This is a genomic window from Nitrobacter sp. TKz-YC02 (assembly GCF_049852135.1).
Taxonomy (GTDB): domain Bacteria; phylum Pseudomonadota; class Alphaproteobacteria; order Rhizobiales; family Xanthobacteraceae; genus Nitrobacter; species Nitrobacter vulgaris.
This window is the reverse complement of record NZ_CP180728.1, coordinates 79,548-96,074: the sequence shown is the minus strand read 5'-3', so window position 1 is coordinate 96,074 and position 16,527 is coordinate 79,548. Positions and strand designations below refer to the sequence as shown.

Genomic DNA, 16,527 nt, shown 5'->3' with positions numbered 1-16,527 from the left:
CCGAAGCGTTAGAACCTTCTTTTCACGGAAACGATGAAAGACTCCAGCTTTTTGATTTGACGCGTTTTCTTCACGCGAGTTCGCAAATGTCGGAGTGGTCCGTTCCGTCAAAATAAGAATCGCTCCAGGATTTACAGGATTCGCAGCGATCAGGGGACTGTCGCCGGCGGCAGCGCCAGCACGGAATAGATCGCTTGCGCATCGCGGGAGGCGCGCAGCTTGTTGGCGATGTCCTGATCGCGCAGCAGCCGTGCGATCCGCGCCAGCGCCTTCAGATGATCCGCGCCGGCGCCCTCGGGAGCGAGCAGCAGGAAGACGAGATCGACTGGCTGCCCATCCATTGCTTCAAAATCGATCGGACGGTCGAGTCGCGCGAAAAGACCGAATATCTTGTCGAGTTTTTGCAGCTTGCCGTGCGGGATCGCGACACCGTAGCCGACAGCCGTGGTTCCGAGCTTCTCGCGCCGCAACAGCACCTCGAAAATCGCGCGGTCGTTCTGTCCCGTCAATTCAGCGGCACGCGCGGCCAGTTCCTGCAGCGCCTGCTTCTTGCTGTTGACCTTCAATGCAGGAATGATCGCCTCGGGTGCGACCAGGTCGGTAATCATCATATGACGTTCCGAGGTGAGGTTTGCCGTCAGGTTGCGAAAGACACGTCAGACAAGCAGCAACAAACGTGAGCCCACATATGGGCGAACGCACACGCTAAGCGGTTCGCGGCCCTCCGGCCAGGATGACCGGCCTTATAGTCTAACGCGAGCCCGATGCCAATTCCCGAACTTTTATGCAGACCGATCGGGAAGGCCGCGGCCCGTATGGATCGTCGTCCCAAGTGTCAATGGCAACAAGTCAGGCCGCGCCGTTGACGGACGGCGGGTCGATCCAGCCCACATTGCCATCAGGTCTGCGATAGATCATGTTTACGCGGCCGCTGGAGCCATGCTGGAACACCAACATGGGTGCGCCGGTGAAGTCGAGTTCCATCACCGCTTCGCTGACCGAGAGCCGCCTCAGCGAGGTGACGGTTTCTGCGATGATCACCGGATTGAAGGCGGTGACCTCGTCTTCGCCGTCCACAGCTGGCGCCTCGATAACGTAGCTCGGCGCGTCGAGCCCGGCGATCGCCTCCGCAGCGGCGTGCGCTTTGCGCGCCGAGCGATCCTTGAGACGGCTCTTGTAGCGGCGCAGACGCTTTTCGATTTGCAACAGCGCCTGATCGGCGCTCGCATAGGCATCCGCGGCATTAGATTCAGCCTCGAGCGTTACTCCAGAATCCAGATGCAGCGCGCAGTCGGTGCGGAATCCGAAACCGTCCTTGCTCAGCGTGATGTGGCCCGAATATTGTCCATCAAAGTATTTTCGGAGAACTTCGTCGGTACGGTTGTTGAGGCGCCCTCGCAGCGCCTCGCCGACGTTAATGCTCTTGCCCGAGATTCGAAGTGTCATGACAAGCCTCATCGATCATGAGTGGGGAGAGATTATCGGGCGTCGCGGGTGCGCAATCAAGCCGGTGCGGCATTGCGCGAGCGGTTTGGCGACGGAGCCGACGCCGTCTGCGTGCCGCCAAGCAGATTCTGCTTTTCGCGGCGGCGCTGCACTGAAGAAGGGATTCGCAGCGCTTCGCGATATTTAGCGACGGTGCGGCGGGCGATGTCAATTCCGGCTTCGCGAAGTCTTTCCACGATGGTGTCGTCGGACAGAACAGCCGACGGCGCTTCTGCATCGATCAGTTGCTTGATGTGGTGACGGACCGACTCCGCCGAGTGGGCGGAACCGCCGTCGGCCGCGGCGATCGAAGCCGTGAAGAAATATTTTAACTCGAAGACGCCGCGATTTGTCGCCATGTATTTGTTAGCAGTGACGCGGGACACGGTGGACTCATGCATCTGGATCGCATCCGCCACGGTCTTGAGATTGAGTGGTCGCAAATGGGCGATGCCATGCGCGAAAAAGCCGTCCTGCTGCCGCACGATCTCGGTCGCCACCTTGAGAATGGTGCGGGCACGCTGGTCGAGCGCGCGGACCAGCCAGGTCGCGTTTTGCAGGCAGTCCGTGAAATAGGTCTTGTCGCCGTCCTTGTGGATCGTCTTCGACAATTCGGCATAGTACGTTTGGTTGACCAGCACGCGCGGCAGCGTATCGCTGTTGAGTTCCACGAGCCAGCCGCCGTCCGGACCGGGCCGCACGTACACGTCCGGCACCACCGTCTGCGTGCGCGTGGTGCCGAACCTCAAGCCTGGCTTGGGATCGAGATGACGGATTTCGCCGACCATCTCGGCGAGGTCGTCGTCGTCGACGCTGCAGATCCTGCGCAAGGCTGCGAGATCACGCCTCGCCAGCAGCTCGAGATGCTCGACCAGCGCCTGCATCGCCGGATCGTAACGGTCCTTCTCGCGCAACTGGATCGCAAGGCATTCGCTTAAGCTGCGGGCGCAGATGCCGGGTGGATCGAAAGTCTGCAACACCGCGACAGCGGCCGCCACCTCGCTTTCGCTGGCGCCGAGCTTGTCGCCGACTTCGCTAAGGTCGGCTGGCAGGTAACCAGCCTCGTCGACGAGATCGATCAGATATCGTCCAATCATGCGCTGCGCCGGTACGGTGACGGCCACCGCAAGCTGTTCGGCGAGATGTTCGCTGAGTGTTATCTCCGCCGCGACGAAGGCTTCGAGATTGTAGCTATCATCGCTCGAGGCACCGCCGCCCCATTCCGTGAACGTGACCGGTGCGGCATCCTGCGCGGTCCGCGCCGCAGCCTCGGCCGGTTCTTCCGGAAAAACGTTTTCCAGGCCGCTGTCGAAGGTCTGTTCGATCTCCGCGCGGCTGCCGAGATCGCGATTCATCCATTCGTCGGGCGCGGGTTCCAAATCCTGACCACCGGTGCCCTCGCCTGCGCCGTGGTCCGCGAACGCCGCCGCTTCGTCACCGTTTGAATATTCAGCGTCCCTTACGGCCGACCCTCCGGCGGCCGGTGGGTCGGGGTCCTCGCTCGCGCGCTCCAGCAGAGGATTCCGCTCGAGTTCCTCCTCAACAAACGCCGAAAGGTCCAGATTCGACAGTTGCAGCAGCTTGATCGCCTGCATGAGTTGCGGCGTCATCACCAGCGACTGGGACTGTCGAAATTCGAGTTTCTGCGTTAGCGCCATGCCAAGAGCGGTCCAAAATGGTCCGATTCTTGCTTACCTTTTTTATGGCCGGATGTACACGCTTTACGATGACAATCCGACTTTTGGCCTAGTAATCGAGGGCTTGTACCGGAGGCAGCGTTACTTTCGGGGGAACCGCACGCGGTTCAGCGGCCATCGCGGATGTAGATGTTGCGTTCCGCCTTGCCGTCTGCGCATCGGGTGCGCGGCCGCCGCTATCGGTCACGGTCGTCCGTCCCCGATGCCCTTGTTTGGAGGATTGCCGTCGCGACTTGGCTGATGAGCCGCGCAGCCCCCACGAACGCGCGATCGACGGCCCCGCAGTATAGCCAACCACCGCGCCGGCGACCGCCCCGACCGGACCCAACACCACCGCGCCCGACAACGCGCCGAGCGCAGCGCTGCCGGCACGTTCCTGCGCCGGCGCCGCCGACGATAGCAGCGCGAGTGAGGCAATTGCAGCAAGGACTGTCTTCATTTCACGCTCCCGTTTTGTCGACGAGAAAGAACGAAGAATGCGGCGAGACGGGGGTCGGCCCGCCGCCGATACGCCCGCGGAAGTTCCCAATTCGGCCATCGGCGCGGTTTAGCTTCGGCAGGCGTTGGCCGGCCGCCGCCAAGCAAAGCACGCGAGGAAACTGCACATGTTTAAGACCAGCCTTCTTGCCGCCGCCGCGGGATTGTTATTCGCGCTCCCCGCGTTTGCCGCGGATTTCTCCTTCACCGGCGAAGCCCCGCAGATGATTTGCGACGACGACGGGAATTGCTACCGCACGCACGCGCCGCCGTTAGTCGAACGCTGGCAGGATGATGATGACGATGATGGCGTCTATGAGCGCCCCGGTTATCGTTCCCGCTACGGGGCGCCGGGCGCCGGCGTCTATCGCAACTTTGACGACGGTCCGGTAATTGATGTCGATGTCAATGACGACCCCTGGTGAGAGGTCGAATCGCGCATAGCGTTGCAAGGATCGAGCGGAAAAGTCTGGCGGCGACGACTTTACAACCGGAATTCCTCGCCCAGATACAGGCGCCGCACGTCGGGGTCGTTAACAATCGCCTCAGGGCTGCCCTCGGTCAGGATCTCGCCCGCATAGACAATGTAGGCGCGGTCGGTCAGGCCGAGCGTTTCGCGGACATTGTGGTCGGTGATGAGCACGCCGATGCCGCGATTGGTCAGATGGCGCACGAGATCCTGAATATCACCGACCGCGATCGGGTCGATGCCGGCGAATGGTTCATCCAGCAGCATGTAATTCGGGCGTGTGGCCAGCGCGCGCGCGATCTCCACGCGCCGGCGCTCGCCGCCGGACAGCGCGATCGATGGCGATTTCCGCAGGCGCGTGATGTTGAATTCCTCGAGCAGCGCGTCGAGCTCGGCTTCGCGCTTCTTCTTGCTTGGCTCGACGACCTCGAGCACGGCACGAATGTTCTGCTCGACGCTGAGGCCGCGGAAGATCGAGGCTTCCTGCGGCAGATAGCCGATCCCGAGCCGCGCCCGCTGATACATCGGCAGTTTGGTCACGTCGTGACCGTCGAGTTCGATAGCGCCGCGATCCGCGGGGATCAGACCAGTGATCATGTAGAATACGGTGGTCTTGCCGGCGCCGTTCGGACCCAAAAGTCCGACCGCCTCGCCCCGGCGGACATAGATGCTCACGCCGCGCACGACCTGACGGGAGCCGAAACTTTTTTCCACCCCGTGTACGGCAAGGTAACCAGGACGCGCGGCCATCCGTGGCGCGGCGGTCCCGTTGGAGGCGGCGCGCGGCCGGGAAGCTTCTGGCCGGGACACTTCAGGCGCTGAGCGCGCCGGAACCCGGGGTTGCGAAACGGGCGGGGCCGGCGGAGCGTTGCGACGGGTCCCGTGAGCGATCGGTGGTGCGTCGCGCACCGGATTGGTCAGCATGTCGCCAATGGTATCGCCGAGTGCCGTGATGTCCGTCCGGGTCCGCGCAAACGCTTGCGCCCCGCGCTTCTGCGGCCGTTTACGGAATACATTGAAGAGATCCACCATGGGCGCCTGCTCAGCCTCTCACGGTCGTTCGCCTGCCCGCAGCGTGCCTGATTCGTCGCCTCACCATGAATGAGGAAACATCCGTTGCCCGCAACACCCGCCTCCGCCTCGGCAGCGTTAAATCCGCTCGCGGTAGATACAAACAAGCCACTGCGGATTCAACTTCCTGCCGCCAGGTCCTTAGACAATTAGCTGATATCATTTAGGTTTTTGTGTGGATCCGGGGAGCTGCATCGGTCCACCCAGCGGGCCTCCCTGCCCGGACGACTGAAACAGGCCCTGTACCCGCCCATTCTTCGATTCGACACGGGAAACGCCGGTGGTCATGTCTACGATCAGCCTGTCGCCGCGTAATACGTTCTTGCCTTGGGTCAGAACAACTCCGCCGAGCATGGTGACCAGATTTGTCTTGGTGTCGAACACCGCGGTTTCCCCGGTCACGACCTGGTCCTTCTGGGTCACGACCACGCTGCCCTTGGCCTCCAGCCGCTTGATCGAGGATGCACCCGATGGGCCCGGTTCCGCCGATTTCATCGCCGTCTTGGCTGGTGCCTTTGTCTTGCCGTCAGCGGTCGAACTGCCGCCCTCGTAATAGACCACGAGCGTCTTCGATGTCATCGTGGTGTCGCCCTGCACCACCTTGACGTTTCCGGAGAAGGTCGCCTCCTTTTTCTTATCGCGCATCTCCAGCGCGGCGGCTTCGATCTGGATCGGCTGATCGCGATTCTGGGAAAAACCCTGCATCGCGTTGGGAACGCCCTGCACCGAGCTTTGTCCGGCCGCTTCGCCGACAGCCATCACGGCGACGGCGACCAATCCGCCCCGCAGCAGGAGAGCTATACGGGAAACCGGGGGAAAGCAGCGAAAACTTGGCACGGTCGAATTCATTTCGTATCGCCGCCCGCACCGGCAGTTGCGGGAGGGCGGTCCATCACCAGATGCATGACGACATTCTTCTCGAATCGCACCACGTCGCCCTTTTCGGTGACCTGCATGGTGTCGGCGGTCAGCGTTCCGTTCAGCAGTTTGACATCGACGGGCTGGTCCGAGGTGACGGTGCCCCGGCCCATATCGACCATGGCATGGGTCAGCCGCGCCTCATATCCGGTCGAAGACTGCATGAGGACATCCTTATGCAGGTCGAGCACTTGCGTTTTCGTGTTGAACATCCCGGTGCGGGAATTCAGGGTCACCGTCGAGTCGTCCTCCATCCGCACCTTGGCCCGCAAGGTATGCAGTTCGACACGATCGGGGTCGGTGACGTCCTGCGTCGCCGTCGTCGCCTGCATCTCGTAGGGCCGCTTATCCGGCGTGAAGCCAGCGAGGCGCGGCGATTCCATCGTGATCTTGGTGCCGGAGACGACGAGATTATCCATGTCGAGCGGCAGGCTCGCCAGTGCGCGGAAGGGATTGAAGGTCGCGATCCCGATCAGCGCGGCCATCGCCAGCCCGACCGCCCCCGGCACCGCGATCCGCAATACCCGCACCATGCGGCTGTGTCGGGCGGCGCGGGCGAACCTTGCTTCCAGCCCGGCCTGCATTCCGGCTTGATAGGTGGGATTGTGAACCGAGTACACCGCTGCTCCAGGCGCCTGTTCTGGTTATCCTACCCCGAAATGGGGGTCTTCGCAGCCGGACATCGTGCGGCGGCACACCTGCTAGCGCATCTTCCGGTCGCTGTGGGCGCCGAGCGCGTTTGCTGCATTAGCCGCTTTGCCCCTCGAAGCCTGCCCCACCGAGGACGAGGAGTGTGACCGAAAGGGGGCGAAAGGCGAAAGGCCGACCACGAGGCGGCGATCTTCGCGGCTCACGAATGCGCGAAAATGTCGTCGGCTTCCCAGCCGGAGAGATCGAGCTTCGCTCGCGTCGGCAGGAACTCGAAACACGCTTGCGCCAGCGCGGTGCGATCCTCGCGCGCCAGCATCATGTCGAGCTTGGCGCGCAAAGCGTGCAGATGCAGCACGTCGGAAGCGGCGTAAGCGAGCTGCGCGTCGCTCAGGGCCTGCGATCCCCAATCGCTCGATTGCTGCTGCTTCGACAGGTCGATGCTGAGAGCCTCGCGCACCAGATCCTTCAAGCCGTGCCGATCGGTATAGGTACGGGTCAATCGCGAGGCGATCTTGGTGCAGTAGACCGGCCGAGGCATCACGCCGAATGCGTTGTACAGCGCGGCGAGATCGAAGCGCGCGAAGTGGAAGATTTTGACGATCGCCGGATCGCCGAGAAGCTTCTTCAGGTTCGGCGCGTCACGCTGCCCTTTGCCGATCTGAATGACGTCGGCCGAACCGTCGCCCGGCGACATCTGGACCACGCACAGCCGGTCGCGGTGCGGGTTGAGGCCCATGGTCTCGGTATCGATCGCCGCCGAACTGGTGTAGCGCGTAAGGTCCTGGTCCGGCAGGTCGCCACGGTGCAGGCGGATGGTCATGATGTCTCGGCCTCGTCGAATCGATTGGGGCTAAAATATCGTTGCAATGACTATAGCGTTTTCGAGCGAAGTGGGCACCGGTTCGCGCAAAGAAAACGCGTCAAATCAAGATCATAGAGCCCCGCTTCTGATTCTATCAGAAGCGGAAGGGCTCTAACAAACGATGGGCGGTCCCTCTGAAAGACCTGAATGGCCGGCTGCTCCGAGCGCATAAGGCCGAGTGGCTCATGAATACTTCCGATACAAAGAAAAATCCGATGCGCTGGAGATCGACGAAAAGAACGGATCGATGCGCATCCGCTGTGCAAGACGATGGAAACCGACCGGCACTGGGGCGTTAAGTGCAGAATTGACCATAAACCTTGAAACCATCGCCAGGCCGCAGTTCGGCCCGCCACAGGCCGTCCTGATCCTTGCGTGGTGAGTTTCACGACGATACGATTCCGGGCAGCGGAGTAGCTGGAGGCGAAGGTAGCGATGCAGGCGGATATCAAGGAACAGGTACTTTCCATCATAAACCTCCGGCTGCTGACGATCTTGCTGCCGGCAGTCGTCCTGTCGATCCTGGCGGGGTGGATAATGTACGCGCTGGGCTATCCGGCGATGGTATACGGGGAGGTGGCGCTCATTCTTAAGACGCTCATGCACCTGTTGCTCGCAGTCTGGTCGGCGTTTAAGGCGATTCTTCTGGGGATCGTGGTCTTCGGGCTTCTGCTCGTTTTTCTATCGCCGGTCTTGATCGTCCTGCGGGAACTGCGGAAGAAACAGAACCCGCCATCCAACGCCTCAAGCTTGGCGGCTTCATCCAGCACGGCGGTAGAAACACGGCCATAAACGCGCGCCACACGGCATCCAGGCGGCCTTTCTCAGCGGCGGTCTTGGCGCAGGCATGGTTCACCGTCACCTTAGCCGACGCTCATCCTGGCAGCGTTTTCGAGCGAAGTGGATGCCGATTCGCGTGATTTTATCAGAAGCGAAAAAGGCTCTAAGGACTGCCGGTGCTCCCCTTCTGGGCGCTATACAAGTCGTCCAAATTGCTTCGGGATTTCACGACATCGGCGTGATCGGGGCCGAGCCCTTTCTCCCGGATCGCCAGCGCTCGCTTGTAGAGCGGCTCGGCCTCGGCGTAGCGGGCCTCCACTTTGTAGAGTGAGGCCAGATTGTCCAGCGCCGACGCGACGGAAGGGTGACCCTCGCCGAGCGCCTTCTCGAAGATGACGACAGCCCGTTTGTAGAGCGGCTCGGCCTCGGCGTAGCGGCTCTGGGCGATATACAGTTTGGCCAGACCGTTCAGCGATTGCACGAGATCGGGGTGATTGGGCCCGAGGGTTTTTCTCCAGGTCGCCAACGCCCGCTTGCAGAGCGGCTCGGCCTCGGCGTAGCGGCCCTGAAGGCCGTAGAGTTCGGCCAGATCGGTCAACCCTAGCGCGACAGAGGGGTGCTCGAGCCCGCGCGTCTTCGCGCAGATCGCCAGCGCTTGTCTGTAAAGCGGTTCGGCTTCGGCGTAGCGACCCTGCTCTTTAAAGAGCTCGGCCTGATCGTTCAGCCTCGCCGCCAGCATGATATCGGACACGGCCATGAACGGTGCACTCCTGACGCATGGATGAGTTTAGCAAGAAAGCCGGTATGCCACTAATTCCTACCCATTGGCAGTGGGTGCTTCCGGCGCCTCGGCGACAGCAAAGCAGGGCTGTTTCCGGTACGGGGATTGAAGGCTCGCCAACGCGCGCAACTCAGCGTTAGTATGTGGAACTCGGCAGATCAAGCATCGTTCTATCCACCAGCAGTTCCTCGCACGCAGCGTCTATTGGAGATTCGACCTGCTTACGAATTCCTCGATTCTCATACCGGGACAAACCGTGTGGTTCAAGTGCCGGGCGCCTCGAATGGCGGTTCTCAATGATGCCGCCGAATACTTCGCGGCGTTGCGGGAATCCTTTCTGCGGGCCGAAACACAAATACAGATTGTTGGATGGGATATTCATAGCGAAACCCCGCTGGTCGGGCCCTCGGGGGTCGTCAACGACGGATTACCGCTTTCGCTGGCCCCTTTTCTAAAGGCGCTGTTAAAACTCAAGCCCAAACTCACAATCAACATTCTCATTTGGGACTTTGCGGCGCTGTACGCCGCCGAGCGCGAAGTCAGTTCTGCTGCCAAATTCGCCGATGCGGCCAATGACAGGATTCGTTTCTGCTGGGATTCGTGCCTTCCGCTTGGATCGGCGCAGCACCAGAAATTTGTCGTCGTCGATAACTCGCTGGCTTTTGTCGGTGGGCTCGACCTGACGATCCGGCGCTGGGATACCAGCGACCATCTTCCCGAGCATCCATTTCGAAAAGATCCGCAAGGAAAGCGCTATCCCCCCTTCCATGACGTCCAGTGCATGGTCGACGGCGAAGCGGCAGCGGCTCTCGGTGAGCTTGCGATGCGGCGCTGGCAGGCGGCGGGTTGCAATTTTGAGAAGGTCGGTTCTGCCGGCGACGACCGGTGGCCGAAATCCGTACCGATCGGGGCCCGGGAAGTCACCGTCGGGATCGCTAGAACAGAGGTGGCAAGCCACTCATCCGAGGACGTTCACGAGGTTGAACTCCTGTTCGAAAGGTTGATTGGCGTCGCGACGACGTTTGTCTACCTCGAAAACCAGTTCATCAGTGTCGGGAAGATCGCCGAGCTCCTCGCCCAACGGATGGCAGCTGTCCCATCACTTCAAGTGCTGATTATCGTGCCGAAGCTACATTCGTCATGGCTTGAGTCGCGGGCGATGCAGAGCGGTCGCGACTCCTTTCTTGATCCATTCAAGAAAGCCGGCGTCACGGAACGATTGCGCATTCTTCATCCGTCTACGGCAGGCCAGCCTATCATGGTCCACAGCAAACTGATGATTATCGACGATGATCTCGTCCGGATCGGATCGGCCAATCTCAACAACCGCTCAATGGGTGCGGATAACGAATGCGACCTTGTTTTTGAAGCGACGACCGAAGCCCACCGCGACTTTGTTCGCAGGTTGCGTCGGCGACTCATCGGTCATTTTTGCGGCGCGGCCGAAGAAGAAGTTGCTGAGAATGAATCTCGTCTGCTGCGGTTCCTCGATGCTTATGCAGTAGCGGGAGCGACCAAGGCGTTGCAGCCGATCGAGGTCGGTCAGGTTTCGTTTCGTGCGCTCAATGATTTCATCCAACCCATTGCCGATCCCCGCATACCTTTGAATCTCAAACGCGCCGCAAACAGAATGTGGACCATAAGAACCATCCTCGGAACGGCGGGCCTCGTGCTTATGCTTATGGCCCTGGCGTTGTTCTGGCGTTACACGCCGCTGCGCAGCTACGCTGATATCGGCTTTTTGTCGGCCATCATGAGTCAGCACGACTCCCCGTTTGCTGCGCTCATCGCGGTCGCCTGCTTTGTGCTCGGCGGTTTGATCATATTTCCTGTCGTGGTTCTGATCGCAGCGACAGCCGCAGCATTGGGACCCTGGACCGGCGCTATAACTGCTGTGGCAGGGGTCATTTTGAGCGCCTCTCTACTCTTCATGATTGGGCGCTATCTTGGCCACAAACGGCTGCAAAACCTTCTCGGGCCTCGCGCGCTGCGCGTTCAGGGGCGGCTGGTTGGGAAGGGGATTATCGCGGTCGCCATCCTCCGGATGGTCCCGCTCGCACCATTCTCGATCGTCAACGTTGTCGCGGGCGCGAGTCAGTTGAAATTGAGAGACTTCCTGGTGGGTACGATTTTTGGCATGATGCCGGGTATCGTGGTCATGGCTGCGCTGGGTTCACAGATCGCCGATTTTGCGAAGAACGAATCCTGGGCGAATGTGGTTCCTCTCGGATTGACGATTGTTATCTGGATTGCGATCTGCCTCGCGGCTCAGTTTGTCGTCACCTGGCTCGCCGGGCGGAAAGCATGACGCTGACAATCCGCGTGATGACGTGGAACGTACACGGCACATTCAACCTCAATCCGCGATTTGACATCGGGGCGGTCTCTTCGATCATTCGGAAATGGTCGCCCGATATTGTGGGACTGCAGGAGATCGACTCTCGTGGACGCAGCGACAATCCTTTCGAGCGTCTTGCAGGTGTCGTGGGCGCGCATAACGTCGATGCCAGGTCGATCGTCACGGCGGATGGCGATTACGGACAGGTTTTGCTGAGTAAGTGGCCCTTCATCCGGGCACCGACCATTGTGGATGTTTCATACCGGGAGCGAGAGGCGCGCAGGGCGATTTCCACTTGTATTCAGTCCCCGATCGGGGAGGTCGCAGTGATCGCTACCCATCTCGGGCTGAGCATCCGCGAGCGTCAGGAGCAGGCTCGCGCAATCGTCAATCTCATCGATGCTCCCAGAACGATCGTGCTCGGTGATTTCAACGATTGGTTCTGGGTCAAATCGGTCAGGCGAATACTGGCGCAGCGATGTCCTGTGCGGACCAGACTGCGCACCTTTCCATCATGGTGTCCCGTGCTTCGACTTGATCGCATTTACACTGTGCGGACGGGACGTATCGCCAGGGCATGGACCGATCCGGAAGCCCGCGCTTGCTCGGATCATTTGCCGGTCATCGCCGACGTGACGTTCTCCTAGGCCACGCTTAGGTTCCGCAGGCGGAGCAAGGACCGAACCAGGCAAGCGCGGATCGGTGCATGCGGGCGATTGGGGTTCGCGTCTCGATACGCGCGGGATTCGCGCTTGCGAGTGACTGGTCATGGGAAATCGAAGTTAGTCCGGCCGGTTCGTAGACCGGCGCGAAGGTGTGTGGGCGTTCGGCGTATCCGAAAATAAATACAGGTGTTCATCGCGGACCGACGCTCATCTGGCGAGACGGGTGGAACCCACTCACTGATCGCACTGCTGCTTAGTGTATCTGCCGTTTAAAGAACGACGCGCGCAGCCTGGAGGAACGATCTCCGAGGTAGCCCGTTTTTCTTTCCTGAGCGATACGCAGTTCCAGAACGGATACCCAACAGATTTTAGGAGCGATCGAATGGCAAAGATGGAAAACGGACACATCGTCGAAACCGCAATGGAAGCACGGGGCGCAGAGCGCGGACCCACGGTGCGCAACGTTCTCGTGGCAGGAACCGGTTTGGTCGTGGCCGCATTCATAGTTGTCTATATCGCGTACTTCGCAGCCTGAGGGCTGGCGGCCATATCGCCGCATCGCGAGCTGCCCTGCGAGCTTTTCCGCTCGCAGGGCAGTCTCTCTCAAAATTCCATCGTCCGATCCAAAATCAATGATGAGAAAACCCACCCCGGCACAGATTCGCCGCCGTGCGTATGAGCTATGGCAGAAAGAAGGCTTCCCTTCCGGGAAGGATGAGGAGTTCTATTTTCAGGCCGAGAAAGATTTATCCGGCGAAGAAAAAGCAGATTCCATTCAGAACGAGTAGCGCGGACTGAATGACACCAGTCGGCCAGGTCCGATCGGACTATTCTAATTTATCGGTTGGATGTTTCGACAATCGGAGAAGGGCAGGCCGATAAGGTGGATAGGGATCTTCGTCGTCGGGGATCGCGCAATATCCAAATTCCTGCTGTATCCGCTGAATCTCAGCCGCGCGTTCATTCAGGCGTTGCGCATGCTCCTGCGACCGTGCCCTCCAATAACGGAAGGTTTCGGGCGTGACGGGTACGAACGCCGTGCCGAAAAGCGTCGGATCGGGGACGGCGGTTCGCCCGAGCAGGAGAAATTTGTCAGAACCGATGAAGATGAGGGTGGCATAGCCGGGGTTTCCTCTCGCCCTTATCCCATTGAGTGACAACTCGCACAGCTTGCTGAAGTACGGCTCCTGTCGCCATCGGTCGGGATATTCGGGATCGACCTGAACGTTGACCGTGTCCCCGCTGAAATGCATCACCAGGCGGGCCTTCTCGGGAAACCAGTCGTCGTTGAAATGACCTTGCAGCCAGGCGCACGTGAACGATCGACACATTTGAGGACGATCGTTGTAGATGGTGCATCCTTTGCCGGTCTCCCAATGCTTGCATAACTCATTCACCGGTTTTGCGACCGCTGTCACCTCGAGGATATCGCAACAGCAGTTGCACGATCCACATTGCCGGACGTTTGGTTTCGTCGGCATGCCGGTTGGCTTGAAGCCTTCACTGTCGCGAATAATCCGCTTCTGCTTCTCAAGCGATTGCAATGCGCGTTCGACTTTCAGACGAGACAACCCGGTCACGTCGATAATGCCACGAACCGTCGTTGCGCCTTTTTCGACCGCGAGAGCAACTTGCGAAATCGCTTCCATCGCTTTTTTCCTACTTATGACTCAGCTGCGGCGCGCCTCTTCCCACCCTTTCGTTGAGTAGCCGCCTCCTTCGAGTTCCGAGTGAGCTATTCTACGGGAATGCGCCGCACATCGTCTCGATTCCGAGCCGGTCCGATTCACATCGGAAATCCGCTTTCGTCCTCCGGGCTTTTGCTCATTGGTAAGGGCTCCGGGCGCGATTCTCAGCGTCTGCCCAAATGCGATAGAGCTCGCCGCGAGTGCGGTAGCCTGGTGATGCGCGCATCTACGGGAATCCGTTACACGAAAATCGGAATGCGGGAGCCATCGCGCTTCATCGGCCGCACCAACCGAAATAGCATTTGTAGCCCACCCTTGTAACACAGTCGGGTAAGCGCAACACTTTGATAGGGCGTAACTTATTGAAAGGAAAGTCTCCCGTAGGAGCGTGGTGCCCAGGAAAGGACTCGAACCTTCACGACCTTGCAGCCACTGGCACCTGAAGCCAGCGCGTCTACCAATTCCGCCACCTGGGCCCGGCCGGGTTAGTAGGCATCGGCCGCGCGCTTGTCAAATCCTTGAAGGCGTCCTCAATAGCCTGCTGAGCGGTCCGCCGGTTGACGTGCCGCGGAATGGCGGAATATCCATTCTCTAGACCTGAAATTATCGCCCTTGAGGACCGCATCATGGCATCGCATTCGGACACGCTCGTCACGGTTTTCGGAGGCTCGGGCTTCCTCGGCCGGTATGTGGTGCGCGCTCTCGCCAAGCGGGATTACCGTATCCGGGTTGGTGTTCGGCGCCCCGAACTGGCCGGACATTTGCAGCCGCTCGGCAAGGTCGGCCAGATCCATGCCGTGCAGGTCAATCTGCGCCATCCGGGGTCGGTCGGCGCGGCCATGCGGGGATCCCACGTGGCCGTCAATCTGGTCGGCATCCTGACCAAGAACGGCCGGCAGACTTTCGACGCCGTGGTGGCTAAAGGCGCCGCCACCATTGCGGAGGCAGCCGCGGCCGCCGGCGCCCGCATGGTGCACGTCTCGGCAATCGGTGCCGATGCGACCTCGGCCTCGGCCTACGCCCGCGCCAAAGCCTCTGGGGAAAGGGCGGTACTGGCGGCGGTGCCATCTGCGACCGTCCTGCGGCCGTCGGTGATGTTCGGCCCCGAGGACCAGTTCACCAACCGGTTTGCCGCGCTGGCGCGGATGTCCCCCCTGCTGCCGCTGATCGGCGGCGGCAGGACCCGGATGCAGCCGGTCTATGTCGGCGACGTCGCAACCGCCGTGGCCGACGCGGTCGACGGCTGGACCAAAGCGGGCGCCGTTTACGAACTCGGCGGCCCCGAGGTGCTCTCGATGCGCGAGATCATGCAGATCATTCTCCGCGTCATCGAACGGGAGCGGATGCTGGTGCCACTGCCGTTCGCGATTGCCCGGCTCAAGGCGATGGTCCTGCAGTTCGCGCCGGGGCCGCTGAAGCTGACGCCGGATCAGGTGACGCTGCTCAAGACCGACAATATCGTTTCCGACGCGGCGACGGCCGCGGGCCTGACGCTGCAAGGGCTGGGGATCGCGCCGGACTCGATGGAGGCGGTGGTGCCGCAATATCTCTGGCGCTTCCGCAAGGCCGGTCAGTTCGCGCCGAAGGGGGCGTGACCTTTATCGTTGAGAAAGTATGAGCGACGAAGCGATGAGCTTCGTGGATTTTCGAGTTGATCCGATGATGATGGTCCGGCGGGCTCTACCGCCCCAGCGCCAGCGCCATCAGACCGAGCGTGCCGACGATCACCCGCCACCAGGCGAAGAACGTAAAGCCGTTGCGCGTGACGTAGCTCAGGAATGCCTTGACAACAATGATTGCCGTGACGAACGATGCCACGAAGCCGATCGCAACGATTCCGAGATTGTCGGTCGTCATGTCGGCGCGGTTCTTGTAGAAATCATAAGCGAACGCTCCGATCATGGTGGGGATCGCGAGGAAGAACGAAAACTCCGCCGCCGCGCGCTTGTCGGCGCCGAGCAGCATCGCGGAGACAATGGTGGCGCCGGAGCGCGACACGCCGGGAATCATCGCAACGCATTGTGCGATGCCGATCCATATATACATCGGCAGCGGAAAGGCCGTGGCGTCGTGTTCGCGCGGCCGGTGATCGAGCTGATCGACCCACATTAAAGCCGCGCCGCCGACGATCAGCGAGAAGCACACCACCCACGGATTGAATAGCAGTTCCTTGATGTACTTGCCGGCGATCAGGCCGACGATCACAGCCGGCAGAAAGGCCGCCAGCACGCCGATGACGAAGCGCCGGTCCGCGGCACTGGAGAACATGCCGAACGCGATCGGCCACAGTTTCGCAAAATAGATGACCACAATCGCCAAAATTGCGCCGAGCTGGATCAACACCGTGAATGTGTTCCAGAAGTTCCCCGAACCGAGATCGAAGAAGCGCTCCGCCAGTAGCAGATGGCCGGTTGAGGACACCGGCAGGAATTCGGTGACGCCCTCAATGATGCCGAGAATCACGGCTCTGATCACATCGGAAATCATGGGAAGGACCTACCCTGAATTCTAGTCGACTGCGAACGATGCGTCCTTCTCGCTTATTCGCCGCAGGGCAGCAATGCCCAAATCCATGAATCTGGCCCGGGCGAACGCAGTTTCACCCGCTACTCGACAGCTCAGCGGAGGCGCGCGTGCCGCTAACG

At 60.5% G+C, this 16,527-nt stretch carries 18 protein-coding genes and 1 tRNA gene; 7 read left to right on the top strand and 12 right to left on the bottom strand.

Going from position 1 to position 16,527, the window contains the following annotated elements; all coding sequences use genetic code 11:
* Positions 1 to 149: 149 nt before the first annotated feature.
* From ptsN to ACM561_RS00440, 4 genes are all read right to left on the bottom strand, one after another.
* Entirely contained in the window at positions 150 to 611 is a 462-nt protein-coding gene (ptsN, locus tag ACM561_RS00455) for a PTS IIA-like nitrogen regulatory protein PtsN (RefSeq protein ID WP_079445225.1), read from the bottom strand.
* A 238-nt stretch (positions 612 to 849) separates the two neighbouring features.
* A complete protein-coding gene (hpf, locus tag ACM561_RS00450) occupies positions 850 to 1,446 on the bottom strand; it encodes a ribosome hibernation-promoting factor, HPF/YfiA family (RefSeq protein WP_079445226.1) in 597 nt (198 codons plus the stop codon).
* A 56-nt stretch (positions 1,447 to 1,502) separates the two neighbouring features.
* A complete protein-coding gene (gene rpoN / locus ACM561_RS00445; RefSeq protein ID WP_425907229.1) occupies positions 1,503 to 3,143 on the bottom strand; it encodes an RNA polymerase factor sigma-54 in 1,641 nt (546 codons plus the stop codon).
* Between the two features lie 88 nt (positions 3,144 to 3,231).
* Complete coding sequence (locus ACM561_RS00440) at positions 3,232 to 3,621, bottom strand: DNA-directed RNA polymerase subunit N (protein WP_425907227.1); 390 nt, start codon at positions 3,619 to 3,621, stop codon at positions 3,232 to 3,234.
* Positions 3,622 to 3,787: 166 nt separating this feature from the next.
* On the opposite strand from ACM561_RS00440, the gene ACM561_RS00435 reads away from it, so the two are divergent.
* Entirely contained in the window at positions 3,788 to 4,084 is a 297-nt protein-coding gene (locus tag ACM561_RS00435; protein WP_425907225.1) for a hypothetical protein, read from the top strand.
* A gap of 59 nt (positions 4,085 to 4,143) precedes the next feature.
* Here ACM561_RS00435 and lptB read toward each other — a convergent pair whose 3' ends face one another.
* The 4 genes from lptB to ACM561_RS00415 all read right to left on the bottom strand — a co-directional run bounded on the left by lptB (position 4,144) and on the right by ACM561_RS00415 (position 7,588).
* The gene (gene lptB, locus ACM561_RS00430) at positions 4,144 to 5,160 is read right to left on the bottom strand and encodes an LPS export ABC transporter ATP-binding protein (protein WP_425907224.1); all 1,017 of its coding nucleotides are present in this window, start codon (positions 5,158 to 5,160) and stop codon (positions 4,144 to 4,146) included.
* A gap of 198 nt (positions 5,161 to 5,358) precedes the next feature.
* Positions 5,359 to 6,048 carry an LptA/OstA family protein gene (locus ACM561_RS00425; protein ID WP_425907222.1) on the bottom strand — a complete coding sequence of 230 codons (690 nt, stop codon included), beginning with the start codon at positions 6,046 to 6,048 and terminating at the stop codon, positions 5,359 to 5,361.
* Positions 6,045 to 6,737: an LPS export ABC transporter periplasmic protein LptC gene (lptC, locus tag ACM561_RS00420; protein WP_425907220.1), complete on the bottom strand. Its 693-nt coding sequence runs from the start codon at positions 6,735 to 6,737 to the stop codon at positions 6,045 to 6,047. The genes ACM561_RS00425 and lptC overlap by 4 nt, the downstream gene beginning before the upstream one ends.
* Before the next feature lie 230 nt (positions 6,738 to 6,967).
* Positions 6,968 to 7,588, bottom strand: coding sequence for a ribonuclease D (locus tag ACM561_RS00415; RefSeq protein WP_425907218.1), 621 nt, complete (start codon positions 7,586 to 7,588; stop codon positions 6,968 to 6,970).
* Positions 7,589 to 8,065: 477 nt separating this feature from the next.
* Between ACM561_RS00415 and ACM561_RS00410 the strand changes: the two genes are divergently transcribed.
* The gene (locus tag ACM561_RS00410) at positions 8,066 to 8,422 is read left to right on the top strand and encodes a hypothetical protein (protein WP_425907216.1); all 357 of its coding nucleotides are present in this window, start codon (positions 8,066 to 8,068) and stop codon (positions 8,420 to 8,422) included.
* A gap of 151 nt (positions 8,423 to 8,573) precedes the next feature.
* Here the strand turns inward: ACM561_RS00410 and ACM561_RS00405 are convergent, their stop codons facing one another.
* Positions 8,574 to 9,167 (bottom strand): tetratricopeptide repeat protein, encoded by a 594-nt coding sequence (locus tag ACM561_RS00405; protein ID WP_425907215.1) that lies wholly within the window; start codon positions 9,165 to 9,167, stop codon positions 8,574 to 8,576.
* Between the two features lie 307 nt (positions 9,168 to 9,474).
* On the opposite strand from ACM561_RS00405, the gene ACM561_RS00400 reads away from it, so the two are divergent.
* From ACM561_RS00400 to ACM561_RS00385, 4 genes are all read left to right on the top strand, one after another.
* Positions 9,475 to 11,499 (top strand): VTT domain-containing protein, encoded by a 2,025-nt coding sequence (locus ACM561_RS00400; protein ID WP_425907213.1) that lies wholly within the window; start codon positions 9,475 to 9,477, stop codon positions 11,497 to 11,499.
* Positions 11,496 to 12,176, top strand: a complete 681-nt coding sequence (locus ACM561_RS00395) for an endonuclease/exonuclease/phosphatase family protein (RefSeq protein ID WP_425907211.1) — start codon at positions 11,496 to 11,498, stop codon at positions 12,174 to 12,176. The genes ACM561_RS00400 and ACM561_RS00395 overlap by 4 nt, the downstream gene beginning before the upstream one ends.
* 400 nt (positions 12,177 to 12,576) lie before the next feature.
* Complete coding sequence (locus tag ACM561_RS00390) at positions 12,577 to 12,729, top strand: hypothetical protein (protein ID WP_425907209.1); 153 nt, start codon at positions 12,577 to 12,579, stop codon at positions 12,727 to 12,729.
* Between the two features lie 100 nt (positions 12,730 to 12,829).
* Positions 12,830 to 12,982, top strand: a complete 153-nt coding sequence (locus ACM561_RS00385; protein WP_425907208.1) for a DUF2934 domain-containing protein — start codon at positions 12,830 to 12,832, stop codon at positions 12,980 to 12,982.
* A gap of 39 nt (positions 12,983 to 13,021) precedes the next feature.
* Here the strand turns inward: ACM561_RS00385 and ACM561_RS00380 are convergent, their stop codons facing one another.
* Positions 13,022 to 13,843, bottom strand: a complete 822-nt coding sequence (locus tag ACM561_RS00380) for a YkgJ family cysteine cluster protein (protein WP_425907206.1) — start codon at positions 13,841 to 13,843, stop codon at positions 13,022 to 13,024.
* Positions 13,844 to 14,271: 428 nt separating this feature from the next.
* A tRNA-Leu gene (locus tag ACM561_RS00375) sits at positions 14,272 to 14,358 on the bottom strand.
* Between the two features lie 150 nt (positions 14,359 to 14,508).
* Here ACM561_RS00375 and ACM561_RS00370 point away from each other — a divergent pair.
* Positions 14,509 to 15,477, top strand: a complete 969-nt coding sequence (locus ACM561_RS00370) for a complex I NDUFA9 subunit family protein (RefSeq protein ID WP_425907205.1) — start codon at positions 14,509 to 14,511, stop codon at positions 15,475 to 15,477.
* Positions 15,478 to 15,562: 85 nt separating this feature from the next.
* Here the strand turns inward: ACM561_RS00370 and ACM561_RS00365 are convergent, their stop codons facing one another.
* Positions 15,563 to 16,369: an undecaprenyl-diphosphate phosphatase gene (locus ACM561_RS00365; protein WP_425907203.1), complete on the bottom strand. Its 807-nt coding sequence runs from the start codon at positions 16,367 to 16,369 to the stop codon at positions 15,563 to 15,565.
* Positions 16,370 to 16,527 lie beyond the last annotated feature (158 nt).